This window comes from uncultured Microbulbifer sp. (assembly GCF_913055755.1).
Classification (GTDB): Bacteria; Pseudomonadota; Gammaproteobacteria; order Pseudomonadales; family Cellvibrionaceae; genus Microbulbifer.
This window is the reverse complement of record NZ_CAJXKH010000009.1, coordinates 40,354-57,126: the sequence shown is the minus strand read 5'-3', so window position 1 is coordinate 57,126 and position 16,773 is coordinate 40,354. Positions and strand designations below refer to the sequence as shown.

14 protein-coding genes are annotated in these 16,773 nt (G+C 62.4%); 7 read left to right on the top strand and 7 right to left on the bottom strand.

Annotated elements, in window-relative coordinates; all coding sequences use genetic code 11:
- The 5 genes from QZ511_RS03555 to lgt form a co-directional block, all read right to left on the bottom strand.
- Positions 1 to 1,160, bottom strand: a 1,160-nt coding sequence (locus QZ511_RS03555; RefSeq protein ID WP_295799039.1) for a MotA/TolQ/ExbB proton channel family protein, incomplete at its 3' end; no start/stop codon positions are given.
- Complete coding sequence (locus QZ511_RS03550) at positions 1,157 to 1,939, bottom strand: DUF3450 domain-containing protein (RefSeq protein WP_295799037.1); 783 nt, start codon at positions 1,937 to 1,939, stop codon at positions 1,157 to 1,159. The genes QZ511_RS03555 and QZ511_RS03550, both read right to left, overlap by 4 nt.
- A gap of 273 nt (positions 1,940 to 2,212) precedes the next feature.
- The gene (locus tag QZ511_RS03545; RefSeq protein ID WP_295799034.1) at positions 2,213 to 2,734 is read right to left on the bottom strand and encodes a dihydrofolate reductase; all 522 of its coding nucleotides are present in this window, start codon (positions 2,732 to 2,734) and stop codon (positions 2,213 to 2,215) included.
- On the bottom strand, positions 2,734 to 3,567 hold the full coding sequence (locus QZ511_RS03540) for a thymidylate synthase (protein WP_295799031.1): 834 nt from the start codon (positions 3,565 to 3,567) through the stop codon (positions 2,734 to 2,736). The genes QZ511_RS03545 and QZ511_RS03540 overlap by 1 nt, the downstream gene beginning before the upstream one ends.
- A complete protein-coding gene (gene lgt / locus QZ511_RS03535; protein ID WP_295799029.1) occupies positions 3,567 to 4,412 on the bottom strand; it encodes a prolipoprotein diacylglyceryl transferase in 846 nt (281 codons plus the stop codon). The genes QZ511_RS03540 and lgt overlap by 1 nt, the downstream gene beginning before the upstream one ends.
- A gap of 68 nt (positions 4,413 to 4,480) precedes the next feature.
- Here lgt and QZ511_RS03530 point away from each other — a divergent pair, with 68 nt between their 5' ends.
- The 5 genes from QZ511_RS03530 to QZ511_RS03510 all read left to right on the top strand — a co-directional run bounded on the left by QZ511_RS03530 (position 4,481) and on the right by QZ511_RS03510 (position 11,326).
- The gene (locus QZ511_RS03530) at positions 4,481 to 5,320 is read left to right on the top strand and encodes an NRDE family protein (RefSeq protein ID WP_295799027.1); all 840 of its coding nucleotides are present in this window, start codon (positions 4,481 to 4,483) and stop codon (positions 5,318 to 5,320) included.
- 271 nt (positions 5,321 to 5,591) lie between these two features.
- The gene (locus QZ511_RS03525; protein WP_295799024.1) at positions 5,592 to 7,514 is read left to right on the top strand and encodes a L,D-transpeptidase family protein; all 1,923 of its coding nucleotides are present in this window, start codon (positions 5,592 to 5,594) and stop codon (positions 7,512 to 7,514) included.
- A 227-nt stretch (positions 7,515 to 7,741) separates the two neighbouring features.
- Positions 7,742 to 9,055, top strand: coding sequence for a L,D-transpeptidase family protein (locus tag QZ511_RS03520; RefSeq protein ID WP_295799023.1), 1,314 nt, complete (start codon positions 7,742 to 7,744; stop codon positions 9,053 to 9,055).
- Between the two features lie 15 nt (positions 9,056 to 9,070).
- Positions 9,071 to 10,243, top strand: coding sequence for a L,D-transpeptidase family protein (locus QZ511_RS03515; RefSeq protein ID WP_295799021.1), 1,173 nt, complete (start codon positions 9,071 to 9,073; stop codon positions 10,241 to 10,243).
- A 549-nt stretch (positions 10,244 to 10,792) separates the two neighbouring features.
- The gene (locus tag QZ511_RS03510) at positions 10,793 to 11,326 is read left to right on the top strand and encodes a DUF882 domain-containing protein (RefSeq protein ID WP_295799018.1); all 534 of its coding nucleotides are present in this window, start codon (positions 10,793 to 10,795) and stop codon (positions 11,324 to 11,326) included.
- A gap of 66 nt (positions 11,327 to 11,392) precedes the next feature.
- On the opposite strand, the gene QZ511_RS03505 is transcribed toward QZ511_RS03510, so the two are convergent.
- Positions 11,393 to 12,535: an imelysin family protein gene (locus QZ511_RS03505; protein ID WP_295799014.1), complete on the bottom strand. Its 1,143-nt coding sequence runs from the start codon at positions 12,533 to 12,535 to the stop codon at positions 11,393 to 11,395.
- Between the two features lie 148 nt (positions 12,536 to 12,683).
- Positions 12,684 to 13,376 (bottom strand): HAD family phosphatase, encoded by a 693-nt coding sequence (locus tag QZ511_RS03500; protein WP_295799012.1) that lies wholly within the window; start codon positions 13,374 to 13,376, stop codon positions 12,684 to 12,686.
- 441 nt (positions 13,377 to 13,817) lie between these two features.
- On the opposite strand from QZ511_RS03500, the gene rppH reads away from it, so the two are divergent.
- On the top strand, positions 13,818 to 14,321 hold the full coding sequence (rppH, locus tag QZ511_RS03495) for an RNA pyrophosphohydrolase (protein WP_295799044.1): 504 nt from the start codon (positions 13,818 to 13,820) through the stop codon (positions 14,319 to 14,321).
- A 92-nt stretch (positions 14,322 to 14,413) separates the two neighbouring features.
- Positions 14,414 to 16,696 (top strand): phosphoenolpyruvate--protein phosphotransferase, encoded by a 2,283-nt coding sequence (gene ptsP / locus QZ511_RS03490; RefSeq protein WP_295799010.1) that lies wholly within the window; start codon positions 14,414 to 14,416, stop codon positions 16,694 to 16,696.
- Positions 16,697 to 16,773 lie beyond the last annotated feature (77 nt).

Sequence of the window (16,773 nt, the reverse complement as noted above, 5' to 3'; positions counted from 1 at the left end):
GTGATGATCATACCGGTAACGGTACCCAGCAGACCCAGCAGCGGGGCCACCATGGCGATGATCTTCAGCAGGTTCAGGCCGGATTCGATGGCCGGGCGCTCTTTCAGCACCGCTTCTTCCATCTTCAGCTCCAGAGTTTCACCGTCGACACCCTTGTTCTCTTCCGCTACGGACAGAACACGACCCAGCGGGTTGTTGGTGTTCGGAGTGGAGGAACGCAGCTGCGCGTTAACCTTGGCATTAACACCGGACAGTACGATCAGGCGCCAGATGGCCAGCAGTACCGCAACTACACCAACACCGGAGATGATGTAACCAACGATGCCACCCTGGTGCCAGCGCTCAACAAGGCTCGGGCTGTTGATCATGGCTTTCAGGTAGGAACCGCCGGAAGGACCGGTGGGGTCGAGACCGAAGGGGCTGAAGCCGCTGGTGGCAGCCTGCAGGTCAGACGCCATGCTCAGGAACTTGCCGTCGGGCTGACGGATCAGTTCGGCCATCTTCTGGTTGTCGTTCATTTCCAGGTACTTGCCGTTGGAAACCAGGTTGAAGTTACCAACACGTACCACTTCCTGTTCGGCCTGTTCGCCGTCGGGCTTGATCACGGTGCCGTTGAACTTGACAACCTTGCCGGATTCCACGGTCTCACGCTGCAGCTCGTACCACAGACGCTCGATTTCCTGGATGGTCGGCAGCTTGGTAGCGGAGTTCATCTTGTCGATCAGCTGATCGAGGAACTCGGCGCGGCCCGGGTACTGGGCGGAAACCAGGGAGGTGTCCAGGTTTGCGCGCAGGTCGCCGGCGGTAGAGGTCAGGTGACCGAACAGTTCTTTCAGAGAGCCGAGGCGCTCGTCCAGCTGCTGGCGCTTCTGCTGAACCAGCAGTTCCTGTTCTTCGTACTTCTTCTCCAGCGCCGCGGAGCGGGCCTCTTCAGAAGTGCGGGTGTTTTCCGCCTGGCTCAGCAGGGAAGCCTGGTTGGCTTTCTGGCGACGGAAGTCTGCTTCGCGCTTTTTGTGCTCGGCAGATTCGGCGATTTTGGAGCTCTGAACCATCTTCAGCAGCTGGTCCAGGGAAGTAGCTTTGTCCTGGGCTACAGCGGAAACGCTGATCAGGCCAGCCGCTGCTACTGCAAAGACGCGTTTGGCGATAGAGGTTTTCATTGCGCAGCCTCCGGAGCCGGAATCGGCATAGTCATGATGTCGGTAGTGGCCTGCTTCTTGGCGATTTTCAGACCCTGCATGATGGCGCGACGGTATTCGCCGGAATCGATCTCAACCCAAGCTTTCTGCTCTTTGTCATAGGCCAGGGAGATCTTGGAATCGGTAGTCTGAGCTACCAGGGCGATACGACCGATCTGCAGTACGTTCACTTCGCGGTCCTGACCGTTCACGTTCAGGGTGTCGCCGTAGCTGTCGATCTTGCGCGCGTATTCCGCTTCGAAGTTGTACAGTTCCAGCACCTGACGGAATTTCTCCGCTACAGTGATATCGGAACGGTCCATATTGTTCTTAACGTTCTCCAGGTTGGCCTTACGCTCGGCCAGCTTGAAGGGCGCGTCCAGTTCAACGAACTGCTCCAGGCCTTCCAGCATACGCAGGATCAGCGGCTGGATCTGACGCTCGATAACGGTTACCTGGTCGATAGACTCATCGAGGTCCTTGATTACGGCCAGCTGGTTTGCCAGCTGCTTTTCGAGCTGACGGTTGTACACGCGCAGACCGTCGATCTCTTTGTTCACAACCTTGAACTGCTGGAGCAGGTCAGAAGTTTCCTGAGCAATCTTGTCGATGCGTTTTTGAGATGCAGTTGCAGCAGCAGTTTTCTGCTGGCCAACCTTGAGGACGGTGTCGAGTGTATCCGCAGTGGCTACGCTACCGTACAGTGCGCCGGCAGACAGCGCAGTGGTCAGCGCCACAGCCATGAATCGCTTGGTTTTCATTAGACCCCCCAGTGGGTTCAATATTTCACAACATGGTCGCGATGAGTTAGCTGCCACAACGCGGTTAGATTTAGGCTTGAAGACAGCTAAGAGCCGCACATTGTAAACAGCCGAATTGATTATTCAAATGCCGAATGACTGAGTCACCCAGCCTGAGTAGCAGAGTAACACCCGGGTAACAACTTCGGGGTTCATGCACACAATTGCGGCGGCCTACGCTGTACAATTAACGATCAAACTTAACCGAAAGGCCGAAGATTGATCAAGTTGTTCTTATTTCAACCTGTCGTACTGAACTAAGCAGTAGTTGTATTCATCTCGTTCCGAGGCCGGGTAACAGTCCCGAGCGACCTCTTTCCAGTCATTTCCTATCGCCGGGAAGAAAGCATCGCCCTCGACGTCAGCTTCAACTTCGGTCACATACAACCGAGCCGCCACAGGCAACGCCTGGCGATAGATCTGCGCCCCGCCGATCACCATGATCTCGGCAGCACTGTCGCGCCGGGCCACGGTATCTGCAGCCTGCAAAGCCTGTTCCAAACTGGACACAACCGTGACCCCATCGGCCCGCCAGTCCGGGTTGCGGGTAATCACGATATTGGACCGCCCGGGCAGCGGGCGACCGATGGATTCGAAGGTTTTGCGCCCCATCACCACCGGCTTGCCGAGGGTGGTGCGCTTGAAAAACTGCAGGTCGCCGGAAATACGCCAGGGCAAAGTGTTCTCTCGGCCGATGGCGCCATTGCGCGCGGTGGCCACGATCATCGCCAGTGGCGTGCTGATTGCAGCCACCATCAAACTGCCACCGGGGCAGGAATATGCGGGTAGGCCTCGTAACCGCGCAGCTCAAAGTCCTCGAAACGGAATCCGAACAGGTCCGTCACCTCGGGATTGAGCACCATCTGCGGCAGCGGCAGCGGTTCCCGGGACAGCTGCTCTTCCACCTGCTCGGTGTGATTGGAATACAGGTGCGCGTCGCCAAAGGTGTGAATGAACTCACCGGGCTGCAGTCCGCACACCTGCGCCAGCATCAGGGTCAGCAGGCTGTAAGAGGCGATATTGAAGGGCACACCGAGAAAAATGTCGGCGCTGCGCTGGTACAACTGGCAGGACAGTTTGCCGTCGGCGACATAGAACTGGAACAACGCGTGGCAGGGGGCCAGCGCCATTTTGCCGGCGCGGGCATTGTCGCTGGGCGACACACCTTCATCCGGCAAATCCGCCGGGTTCCAGGCGCTGATGATCAGGCGGCGCGAGTCCGGGCGAGTTTTGATCTGCTGCACCAGCTCGCTGATCTGGTCGATATGGCGGCCGTCCGGAGTGGGCCAGGAGCGCCACTGATAACCGTATACCGGCCCCAGGTCACCGTCTTCGGTCGCCCATTCGTCCCAGATGCGCACGCCGTGCTCCTTCAGGTAGGCGATGTTGGTGTCGCCCTTCAGGAACCACAGCAATTCGTGAATGATCGAGCGCAGGTGGCACTTCTTGGTGGTGATCAGCGGGAAGCCAGCAGCGAGGTCAAAGCGCATCTGGTAGCCGAATACGCTGCGGGTGCCGGTACCGGTACGGTCGCTTTTCAGGGTGCCGTTGTCGCGCACATGGCGCATCAGGTCGAGATACTGCTGCATTATTTGGCACCGCCCTTGGCTGTGGGTTTCAGGTCTTCAGCCGCCTCAGAACGACCTTCCGGCAGCGGCTGGGTGCGATAACTCCACACCAGCAGCAGGATTCCGGCCGCGATCATCGGCAGGCTCAATAGCTGGCCACGGGTGAGCCAGCCGAACATGACGTCAATGCCGATATCCGGCTGACGCACGAACTCCACCAGGAAACGGAAGACACCATATAAAAGAAGGAACAGACCACCTACCGCGAGGCGCGGGCGCGGCTTGCTGGAGAAAATCCACAGCACCGCAAAAAGCACCAGCCCCTCGAGGAACGCCTGATACAGCTGGGACGGGTGGCGCACCAGCAAATCCGGGTCGCGGGGGAATACCATGCCCCAGGGCACATCGGTCTCCCGCCCCCAGAGTTCCTGGCCGATAAAGTTGCCAATACGGCCAAGCCCCAGACCAATGGGCACCAGCGGCGCGACGAAATCGATCAGCGCCGGGAAGGTGGTGCCAATCTTGCGCGCGTACAGCACCGCGGCCACCATCACGCCGATCAGGCCACCGTGGAAGCTCATGCCGCCCTCCCACACCTTGAACAGGCTCAGCGGGTTGGCCACCAGCTCGTGGAAGTTGTAGAAGAACATGTAGCCGAGGCGACCGCCCACCACCACACCGATGGCGCAGAACAGGATCATGTCCTCAACTTCGGACTTGATCACCGGCGACCAGGGTTTGGCCGCACGGCGCAGCGCCAGCCACCAGGCAGCGACAAAACCTGCCAGGTACATCAGGCCATACCAGTGGACCTTGAGGGGGCCAATGGCAATCGCAACGGGATTTATCTCGGGGTAAGTCAGCATGCTCAGACCGCAGTTTTCCGCAAATGGGCGCTATTATGGCACTTTGCAAATGACGAATGCGAGATGCCATGTGCCTCCTGTTGATCGCCTACCGCCAGCACCCTCGCTTTCCGTTGCTGTTACTGGCCAATCGCGATGAGTTTTACCGGCGCCCCAGTGCAGCGGCCCACTCCTGGCAAGACCGGCCGCTGGTTGCCGGTCGCGACCTGGAAGCCGGCGGCACCTGGCTCGGTATCGCGCCTGGCGGCCGGGTGGCGGCGGTCACCAATATGCGCGAACCCGGTATCGCGCCACCCCCACTCCCCCTTTCGCGGGGCGAAATTCCGGTGGATTTTCTCACCGGCTGCCAGCCGCCGGAGGCATTTGCCGGCGCCCTCGATGGCAGGCGCTACCAGGGATTCAACGCCCTGCTGTTTGCCATCGCTGAATCACCGCAGCTGGTGTGGGCCGGCAATCGCCACCAGCCGTTTAGCGTCACTCCCGGCTTCCACGGCATATCCAACGGCGCTCCCGACGCCCCCTGGCCCAAGGTCCAGCGCGGCTGCGAGGGGCTGGCGGCACTGGTCAATACCCTGGCCGCGACCCCCGAGGCGCCACTGACGCAGAGTAACTTCGTCGCCCCGGCGCTGGCGCTGCTGGCCAACGATGAGCGTTACCCTCCCCCGCAACTGCCGGATACCGGTGTGGGGCCGCAACTGGAGCGGGCCCTGTCGTCCATTTTCGTGCGCATCGGCCGTTCCGACCTCCCCGCCGGAGACCCTCCCTACACCGCCATGGAAAGCGGGTACGGCACCCGCGCCAGCACTCTGGTCGCGGTGGATGATCGCGGTGCCACCCGGCTCTGGGAGCAGACCATCGAGCAGGGACGACCGCCGGGTCCGCCGCGTCAGCTCCAGTGCCCGGCGTAAGGTTAAATGAAGTTCGCGCCAAGCAAATTTTGCATTTGTTGCCATACTTAATTTCACAGGCAGACGCATGTTGAGTTACGCGCAAAGCGGTCTCTTCATGCGCCTATAAAAATGGAAGGTCGCGCGGGATGCTCGGCGCAGGTGCACCGTCGGCTCGGGATTTACCCGGTCGATCAGATGGGGATAGGTGTGCCGGGGTTGGGAAGGTATGAACGATCGGGCAACGGCTTCCGCACTGTAAACCGGCGCCCTGCTGTATCGCTGAGGTCCCATGTCATATTTCATTCCAGAGCGTCGCAAACGCAAGTCGCTACTGCCCATGCTGACCTTGGGCAGCCTGTGTCTGTTTGCCCTGTATTACGCCTTTACCGCGAACCAGAAAACCGTACCGGTACTGCCGGAACAGGCCGTGCGCCCTCACCTGGTCAACTGGCTGGAGGACAATCCCGACGCCTGGCCGGCACAGGATCCCATCTTCAACCCGATCGCGGTGCGCCGGATCTACCGCCGCACGGACTATCGCCTGCTGTGGTTCGACAACTATAGCCTGAGCGATACCGCCAACGACCTGCTCAAGCAGCTCACCGCCTCCAGCTCTGGTAACCCCAGCAGCATGGTGGACTACCGCTACCACCTGGGGTACTTCGACCGCACCCTGCGGGATACGCCGCAGCGGCTGCAGATGGCCGCGGTACTCGACGTACTGCTCACGGATGCGTTCATCTCCTACGCCCAGGATACCCAACTGGACGAACTCAAGCCCCAGAGCCCGAAAAAGCACCGACAGCTGCGCCAGCGCGACATCACCCCGGTCAACCTGACCGAGGGCGGCTTCCAGATGGCCAGCACCCGCTTTGCCCCGACCGCGGATAACAGCGGGCGCCAGTATTTCCGCGGCTACAACCGCGCCAACCCATCCGTGGACCGCTCCCGTTACTACACCCAGCGCTATAACGGTGCCCAGTCACGGCCGTCCACCTACGGTTCCAGCCACGCATCCCGCTACAGTACCCGCAGCTATCCGCAGACTTACCCGCGGGTAATGCCGCGCTTTCGCAACCTGTCGGAGGAAGGCCGCGGCCTGGCACCGGCCCACGGCGAAGGCATGTGGATCGCGGAAAATACCCCCTACGGCGGCGACGCCCAGGCCCTACGGGAACAGCTGGCGTTTTACCGCAATATGGCCAGCAGTGGCCGCTGGCGCCCGCTGCCTGCCGGACCCGCGATGACACTCGGCGCCAAGCACCCGAACGTCGCCATCCTGCGCAACATCCTGGCGCTCTACGGCGACTACTACAGCTATGGCAACGAGCCCAACAGCAACAAGTTCGACCAGCGCTTGCACCAGGCGGTGGTGCGCTTCCAGGAGCGCCACGGGCTGAGGGCGGACGGCATCGTGGGCAACGCCACCCGCGAGCGCCTGAACATCTCGCCCACCGCCCGCGCACATATCATCGAGGCCAATATTCGCCGCCGCGAACAGCTGCCGGCAAACCTGGGCGATACGTTCATCCATGTGAACGTACCCGGCTACCGCCTGAAATACGTGGAGCACGACCGGGTGAAACTGTCCATGAACGTGGTGGTGGGCAAGGACATCCACCAGACCCCGGAGATATCCACCCGCGTCGCCCGCGTGGTCTTCAACCCCACCTGGACGGTGCCCCGCAGCATCCTGGTTAACGAGATTCTGCCCAAGGCCCGCGCCAACCCCCACGGCATGGAAAACATGGGTTACCGGGTGGTTAACGGCAGTGGCGAATACCTGCCCCTGACCCCGCAGAACCTGCGCACTGCCGCCAGCGGCGGCTTCCTGATGCGCCAGAAAGGGGGTGAAAAGAACATCCTCGGCCGGATCAAGTTCGAGATTCCCAACTCGGACGACATCTACCTGCACGATACCCGCGCCAAGAGCCTGTTCACCCTCACCGACCGCGACTACAGCCACGGCTGTATCCGCCTGGCCAAGCCCCGCCAGCTGGCCGAGGCCCTGCTGCGGGACGAGCCCGGTGACTGGAGCCGCTTCCGTATCGAGCAGCTGACCACCGGTGACCAGACCACCGAGGTCAAGATGTCGCGCAACGTGAAGGTATACGTCACCTACTGGACCGCCTGGGTGGACGGTGAGGGCCGCATGCAGTTCCGCCCCGACATCTACGGCAAGGACGGCCTCGCCGCCAATCAGTTCGACTGACCGTCCGGCGGAGGCCACCTCCGTCGCCCTGCCCTCCACACCCCCGCGCGGCCCCCGCCGCCCGGGGGTTATTCCTAATCCTCGCCAAGGCTCCCCCGCGCATACCCCAATCGAATTTGGCTCCACCCCGGTCACAAGTTACCAATTAAGAACATAACGGCCGCCCGGCGCACTCCGGCGAGCCGACTTTTTTGGGCTTGCAGACTTCCGGGTTCAGGGGTAACACCATGGGACACAAGGGTGACAGCCAGTCGACCAATCCACTGCTCAACCGCGCGGCCCTGGCCGCGGTGCTGATTTCCCTCGCCACCCAGGCGGCGGGCGACGGGCGCAGCGACGAGCAATCCAGTACAGCGGCAGAGGAAAAGTCCGCGCAGGAGACGGCCGGGCCGGCGGCCACCGGCAGCCAGCCTGACCGGCTGGATGGTTACAGTCCGTTTACTCCCTACGGCCGCCAGTACGCCCTGATGCGGGAAGAGCGCGCGCGCTACCACGCGCTGTCACAGGAGGATGTCTGGCAGCCCCTGCCGGACGGGCAACCGCTGGCACCGGGTATGCAGGACAACCGGGTCAGGATGCTGCGCTCGCTGCTGATGCAGTACGGTGACTTGCCACTCACGGCGGATATGGATGGTGGCGACAGCGAGGCCACCCGGAATCCGGAGCACTACGACAAGGCCCTGCGCCGCGCGGTGGAGCGCTTCCAGCGCCGCCATGGACTGCGCGCCGACGGCATCGTCGACAAAAATACCCGCACCGAACTCAATACACCGCCGGAACAGAAGCTCGCGGTGCTCGACGCCAATCTCCAGCGCTGGCAGCAGATGCCCAAGGATCTCGGGCAGCGCTATATCCTGGTCAATATTCCCGAATACACCCTGCGACTGATCGACCGCGAGCGCGAGCAGTACCGCATGCGGGTGGTGGTGGGCAAACCCAAGCACGCCACGCCAGAGCTGGCTACCCGGCTTACCCGGGTGGTGTTCAACCCCACCTGGACGGTACCTGCCAACATCGCCCTGCGGGAATTGCTGCCCAAGGGCAGTGCCAAGCTGGTAGCGGGCGGCTATCGCCTGGTCAACAACCGCGGCAAATCCGTGCCGTTCAGCGGCAGAAACCTGCGCGCCCTGCGCCTCGGCAGCGTCGCCCTGCAGCAGCGCGGCGGTGAAGGCAACGCCCTCGGGCGGTTCAAGTTCGTGATTCCCAATCGCCAGGCCATTTTCCTGCACGACACCAATCACAAGACACTGTTCAAAAAGCGACAGCGCGCTTTCAGCCACGGCTGCATCCGCCTGGAGAAACCCCAGGAGCTGGCGCAGATACTGCTGGATAGCCAGGGTAGCCACCGCAAGTGGAACGAAGAAAAACTGGCTCGTGTAACCACAGGGACCCGCACCCGCGCAGTGGAATTACTGCGCCCGATTCCGGTGTACATCGCCTACTGGACAGCGTGGGTGGATGAGGAAGGATTGCTGAACTTTCGCCCGGATATCTACGGGCGCGACCACCAGCAGAACCTGGTGGACAACAGCCGCGAGTAGCGGGAGGGGGTTACCATGTCGACCCGTTCAGCCCATAAACGCCACTGGAAAATACTGCTGAGCGCCATTGCGCTGTGCAGCGGTGGCCTGCTGTCGCCCGCCGGCGCCGCCCGCCTGCCGCCGCCGGATGCCGTGGATTTCGCCACCGCCGGCGATCAACTGCGCACCCATGCGCAACGCTATCGCACCATTGCACAAAGCTGGCGCCCGCTGGATGCGGGCGCCCCCCTGCACCCGGGACAGCGGACCCCCAGGGTGGCGCAGTTGCGCAAACTGCTGCGCAGCTACGGCGACTACACCGGCTTTCCGGGCCCGGTGCAATTGCGCGCCAGTGATCCGCAGCGCTTCGACGCGGGAGTGCAATATGCGCTGGAACGCTACCAGCGCCGCCACGGCCTGGCCGTCACCGGGAGTGCCGACGACGCCACGCTGGCAGAACTGGCGCGCCCGCCGGCGGAACTGGCACGCCTGCTGGAGCTGAATGCGAGCCGCTGGGACAAACTGCCCGACGCCCCCGGCGAGCGCTATATTCTGGTGAATATTCCCGAGTACCAGCTGCAGCTGGTGGAGAAACAGAAAGTCTCCCTGGCGATGAAAACCGTGGTGGGGAAAAGCAGCAAACGCACCCCTTCGATGAACAGCAAGGTGGCGTCGGTGGTGTTCAACCCCACCTGGACGGTGCCCCGCAGCATTCTGCTCACCGACCTGTTGCCGAAGGCGCGCAGCAATCCCGAGGCCATGCACAAGCGCGGCTACCGGGTGGTGAAGTACGGCACCAACAACACCAACCCGATTTCAGAAAAGGGGATCGAAAGCGCCGCCAGCGGCAAGGCCACCCTGCGGCAGATCGCAGGCCCGGGCAACACCCTCGGGCGGGTCAAGTTTGTGGTCCCCAACAAGCAGGCGATCTTCCTGCACGACACCCAGGCCCAGAGCCTGTTCGAACACCACCACCGCGCGTTCAGCCACGGCTGTATCCGCCTGGAGGAGCCGGAAGAGCTGGCCTATGCCCTGCTGAAGCCCCAGGGCTGGGACAGAACCCGGGTAGCCCAGGCCACCACCGGCGATGAATCCGTCACCATCAGGGTGGACAACCCACCCGCCGTCTTCATTACCTACCTGACCGCTTGGGTGGACCCCCTCGGCCGCGTGCAATTCCGCCCGGACATCTACCACCTGGACCGGTGAAGCGCCTCCTTCTTTAGGCCGGTATCCCGGGACCGCTGTCCTTTTGCGGCCCCAAACGGCTTCTCAGAACGATTCTTCTATCTGTGGTCGCCTGGCGCCGCAATGTAGTGGGTGCACTGACTACCTCCCATCCCCGCGCAATAGAGCAATTTGTTGCCCAGCCGCCCTCCCGTTGGTCTGCCCTCCCCCTCCACCAGCCCCCGGAAAGCCGCCCAATTCACCATTTCACCTCGCTAAAGCCCGCGAGAACACTGCCTCTCGGCCTGAACGCCCGGTTCTGGAACCCCCGAGTCACAGAAAAATAAAGTTCCACTAATGACAACGTTGTCATCCATTTGGAAGGTTTTTTTGTGGCCCACCGGCAACAAAAATTCACATGCGGTAGTAGCATAGAATTAAATTTTCCAGATCGTTTTTTGATCAATTCCTCATTACCCCGGATCTGTTTGTAACCAAAGGTCATTTTTTGTACAGTGCAGCCATACCGAGTGGCACCGGAGGCAACTCAAACAAGGCATCACTCATCACAACCAAAGGCGGTAACAGGGTATGAAAGAACTTTCCAGACGCAGGTTTTTAGCAGTTTCTGCAGCGACCGCGGCGGCGGTTTCAGCCGGCCCGGCACTGGCGAAAGTAGGTAAATCGCGCACTCTGAAGATGCGCAACCTGCACACCGGTGAGCGCCTGAGCACAGCATACTGGGCAGAAGGCGACTACCTGGGCAGCGGCCTCAAGCAGTTCAACCGACTGCTGCGCGACCACCGCGCGAACGAGGTTACACGCATGGACCCGAAACTGTTCGACATCGTGTACAAACTGAAAGAAAAGCTGGGCCATAACGGTGAAATCGAGATTATCTCGGGCTACCGTTCGCCGAAAACCAACGCCAAACTGCGCGCCGCAGGCCGCGGTGTAGCACGCCGCAGCTACCATACTCGCGGCATGGCACTGGACATCCGCATGCCTGGCGTGCCCCTGTCCAAGCTGCGCAAGGCGGCGCTGGAACTGAAGGCCGGTGGCGTAGGCTACTACCCGAAGTCCAACTTCGTACACGTAGATACTGGTCCGGTTCGCCGCTGGTAATCCCAGCCCCAGCGAACCCCAGACAAAAAACCCGGGCTCTGCCCGGGTTTTTTCGTTTCCGCAGGTTTATCCCGCAGGGCTGGTCAGGCTCACCGGGGTAATATCCTCCTCCCGCGCAGGCACCCGGGTCTCCCCGGAAATCAGCCCGATAATTCCCTCGACCTGCTGCCTGCTGCGCTGCAGTTCATCCGGGTGTGCAAGCTCGATCGGGTCCTCCATTTTCAGCAGGCGCGCTTCCAGCAGGGTAAACGCCTGTGCCAGTGCCGCGCTCTGGTGCTGGTCCAGCATCAGGTCCGCCAGGCCACTGCCACTTTCCGGTACCCAGTTGCCCTGCAGGGTGCGCAACATCGCCAGCAGCGCCTGCTTGGAATCCCCGGCGCGACCGCTCTCCACATCACTCTCCGAGCTCTCGGGAATGCGCGGCAGCACCTCGTCCCGCAGCAGTTTGACGTGGGCCCCGCGCAGGGTCTGCAGGCGCGCCGCCGGCGCCTGTGCCAGGAACTGCTGGGACAGGTCATTGGCGGACAGCGGCCAGCGGTTCGCCAGCGCGTGGACATCCTCTCCGATGCCTTCGGCAATCAGGCGGGTCAGCTCGCGACGCCGGTTGGCCGCCAGAGCCTCCGGGTGTTCGCCACCGGAGGCGGCCTCAAACTGGGTCGCGGTGCGCTCGCTGGTGGGCCCCCAGAGCATGACCTCGAGGGCGTGAAACCCGGTGCTCGCCTCCTCGTGGGCGGTGAGACGGTGCTGTTTGCGCAGGTTCATCAGGGTGAGTTCGATGGCGGTGTCGTTGACGATGCCGCTGTCGGAATAGCCCGGCACCGTGTCCAGGTAACCGGCCTGGGCAGGCCAGCTGTCCAGCGCCAGCATCAGGCCCGCGCCCTGCTGCTGCAGCTCCCCGGGTGCAAATGCCACCTGGATGTACGGCAGTGCCGCGGCCAGTTCCCGATGCGCGTCCAGCCACGCCAGCTTGGTCGCCTCGAGATGGTCTTCAGTGGGAGATTCCAGCAGTGTACGCACCGCCCGCTCCAGGGCCTCCGTCGCGGCCTGGGCATCGATGACCTGGGTCTGCCCGGCCTGCCACAGGGCCCGGCTCAACTCCTCGGCCGCGGCGGTGCTCACGGTGGGCACCTGTTGCGCGGCGGGCTCGGAGGCCGGCTCAGTTTCCGCTTTCTTTTCACAGCCGGCGCTGGCGAGCAATAGCGCTGCCATTGCTGCCGCTGCCAGCGGCGGAAAAGCCCGGTTGATTACTGCAAAAGGCACTGCTCTGATCACTGTTGTGTGCTTCCCGAATCCTGAATTGTCGCCAATTTAAACTGCCATTCCATCTGTTGCCGTCCGGCTGCCGTCGCCGCGGGCCTCACAGGTTCAGCGCATCGACGTACGCCGAACTTTTATCCCGCAGGCTGATCACCTGCCAGCCCCGCTCCAGCGCTTCGCGGCGCAAGCGCTGGTCGGGATCCACCGCAACCGGGTGCTCCACCTGCTGCAACAGCGGCAGGTCGTTGATGGAATCACTGTAGAACCACTTTTCCCCGCGCTCGAACTGCGCGTTCTGCGCCAGCCACTGCTGCAGCCGCAGCACCTTGCCGCTCTGGAAACAGGGCTCTCCGGCCACACGCCCGGTAAAGCGACCCGCCACTTCTTCCGGCTCCGTGGCCAGCAGGGTGTCCACCCCCAGGCGGGTGGCGATGGGCTCGACCACAAAGCGGTTGGTGGCGGTAATGATCATGATGTGGTGACCGGCATCCCGATGGCGCGCGATCAGCGATTCCGCATGGGGCAACCAGATTTCACTGATTACCTCCTCCATGAATTCCTGCTGCAGGTTCTCCAGCTGGCCCCTGGACAACTGCGCCAGCGGCTCCAGGGCAAATTCCAGATAGGCGAAGATATCCAGCTCACCGCGCTGGTAATCCCGGTAGAAGCGATCGTTCTCACTGCGGAAACGCTCGCCATCCACGCACTCCCGGGCAACCAGAAACTCGCCCCAGGCGTGATCGCTGTCGCCACCGATAAGGGTGTTGTCCAGATCAAAAATCGCCAACTGCACTGAAATCTCCTTTTATTCAATATAGGGCACTGGTGACGCCTGTGTGATCCTGCGGACTACGTTTTGTGGCATCCATCCCGAACTGCCTGCGCAGCGGCTCACAGCAGCAGTGCTTTGCAGCCAGCACCGCAGGTTGTCGCCCATTTCGCCCGTGCGGCGGGCGATTTTACCCCGCATGGGCCGGCCATACACAGACTGATATCACTGAATTGCCGTAATTCGGTCGCTGTGGAACAATGCTTGGCAATAGGTGTGGCGAGGACTACACCGTACAGAATTGAGGATGGAATTTTGGGCGACGGCAAGCAAACTCCCGCCGGGCGAAAAAAACGCCGCAGACCCGCCAGAAACTCCACGCGCAACGACAAGCCCAATGCCGGTAAAAACAATCGCCGGCAGGCCGCGGAAGCCACTGGTAACACTTCGGGTAACGACAGCAATATCGACAGCGAGGGCTTCCGCCCCAACGTCGGCATCGTTGTGCTGAATACACGCGGCCAGGCACTGTGGGCGCGCAGGGTGGGCGGCAAAGACGCGTGGCAATTTCCCCAGGGCGGTATCAACCCCGGCGAGACTCCGGAACAGGCACTGTATCGGGAGCTATACGAAGAAGTGGGGCTGACGCGCAGCCAGGTCACCCTGTTGGCCGCGACCCGCGGCTGGCTGCGCTACCGGCTGCCGCAGCGACTGGTGCGCAAGCGCTCGGAACCGCTGTGTATCGGCCAGAAGCAGAAATGGTTCCTGCTGCGGCTGGAGGCCGATGAAAGCAACATCAGCTTCAACAACGGCTACAAACCGGAATTCGATCACTGGCGCTGGGTCAGCTACTGGCACCCGTTGACCAAAGTGGTGACCTTCAAGCGCGAGGTATACCGGCGCGCACTCACGGAGCTCGCGCCCACCCAGTTGCAACTGGAAAGACACTGGTATCAGCGCGAGCGCTGATTGCCCCGCGGGCGGCCGCCCCGCAATCCCGCGCGCCCGCCCGCTCCGGGCCGGCACAACGGGAGTAAAGTACACACGGCGAGGATGCCAATTTGCTCGGATCACTGCGCAGTATCGTTCAGGAAGTCAACACCGCCAGGGACCTCCACTCAGTGCTGGACATCATTGTCCGCCGGGTGCGCGAGGTCATGGAAACCAGGGTGTGCTCCGTGTATTTGCTCGACAAGCAGTCCGGCAACTATGTGCTGATGGCCACCGAGGGCCTGAACAAGGATTCTGTGGGCCAGGTGCACATGGCGCCCGGCGAGGGTCTGGTGGGTAACGTGGTGACCCGCGAGGAGCCGATCAACCTGGAGCAGGCCGAAGCCCACCCGGCATTCCAATACTTCCCCGCCACCGGCGAAGAGCGCTTCTCTGCGTTCCTCGGCACCCCGATCATCCATCACCGCAATGTGCTCGGCGTACTGGTAGTCCAGCAGGCCGAAAAGCGCCGCTTCGACGAGGGTGAAGAGGCCTTCCTCGTCACCCTTTCCGCGCAGCTCGCCGGCGTTATCGCCCACGCCGAGGCCACCGGCGCACTCGCCACCATCGGCCAGCAGCGCAATGAGGCAAAATTCACCGGCCTCGCGGCCTCTCCCGGGGTCGCCATCGGCCGCGCGCACATCGTCGCGCCTCCCGCCAACCTCGCCGCGGTACCCTTCGCCTGCAGCATGGATGTGGAGGGCGAGCTGGCACTGTTTCACCAGGCACTGGCGGCTGCGCGGGAAGAGATCCGCGACGTGGGAGAGCGGCTCAAGGACAACCTGAACAAGGAAGAGCGCGCGCTGTTCGATGCCTACATCAGCATGCTCGACGACAATTCCATTGCCGTGGAGGTGTGCGAGCGGATACGCCAGCAGCTCACCGCCAGCCGCGCCTGGGCCGAAGTGATGCTGGAACACGTGCGCCGCTTCGAGGCCATGTCCGACTCCTATTTCCGCGACCGCGCCGCGGATGTGCGCGACCTGGGCGCGCGGGTACTGATGCACCTGCGCCAGCAGGAACAGAGCCAGCGGGACTACCCGGACAACACGGTACTGGTAGGCGAGGAACTCACTGCGGCGGTACTGGCGGATGTGCCGCGGGAGAAGCTCGCCGGCCTGGTTTCGGTCAAGGGTTCCGCCAACAGCCACGTCGCCATCATTGCCCGCGCCATGGGCCTGCCCGCGGTGATGGGTGCCCAGGAGCTGCCGTGGGAGCAGGTGGACGGCACCGAGCTGGTGGTGGACGGCTACCGCGGCGAATTGCATATCCACCCCGGCCCCGAACTCAAACGCCGCTACGACGCCATTGTTGCGGAAGAGCGAGAGCTGGCGGCCAACCTGGACTACCTCGCCAAGCTCCCCTGCGAAACTGCCGACGGCCACCGCATCCGCCTGTGGGTGAATACCGGCCTGATGGCCGACGTGGTGCGCTCCCTGGAGCGCGGCGCCGAAGGGGTCGGACTCTACCGCACCGAGGTGCCCTTCCTGCTGCGGGACCGCTTCCCCTCGGAAGAGGAACAGCGGGAGATCTACCGGGAACAGCTACAGGCGTTTGCGCCGCGCCCGGTCACCATGCGCACCCTGGATATCGGCGGCGACAAGGCGCTGGCCTACTTCCCCATCGAGGAAACCAATCCCTTCCTGGGCTGGCGCGGTATCCGCGTCACCCTCGACCACCCGGAGATCTTCCTCGCCCAGGTGCGGGCGATGATGAAAGCCAGCCTGGGGCTCGACAACCTGCGCATCATGCTGCCGATGATCAGCGGCGTCAGCGAACTGGAGGCGGCGCGCAAACTGGTGGACCGCGCCTTCGACGAGCTGGTCGATGAGGGCTACGAGATCAAACGCCCACCACTGGGAATCATGATCGAGGTACCTTCCGCGGTTTACCAGGCGCGGGAGCTGGCGGCACGGGTGGATTTCATGTCCGTGGGCAGCAACGACCTCACCCAGTACCTGCTGGCGGTCGACCGCAACAACAGCCGGGTGGCCGGTATCTATCACAGCTTCCACCCGGCGGTATTGCAGGCGCTGTTACAGGTAGTGGTTGCCGGTCATGAAACCAATACCAAGGTGGGTATCTGCGGCGAGCTGGCGGGAGACCCCGGCGGCGCCCTGCTGCTGGTGGCCATGGGTTACGACGTGCTGTCGATGAATGCCACCAACCTGCCGCGGGTCAAGGCCGCACTGCGGGAGGTGAACAAGCGCGAACTGGACCGGTTGCTGCAGCAGGTCCTGAAGATGGAATGCCCGGAGCAGATCGAGGAAAAACTGCACGGCTACCTGCAGGACCTGGGCCTCAAGGCACTGATGCAGCCGCAGCACGAAAGCTCCCCCACTCCGGACCAATAGCCTCTCACCCGCCTTTTCCAGGCCACACCTGTGTGTAACAGCCTGTAATCGACTACAAAACCATAAAATTGTAGAAT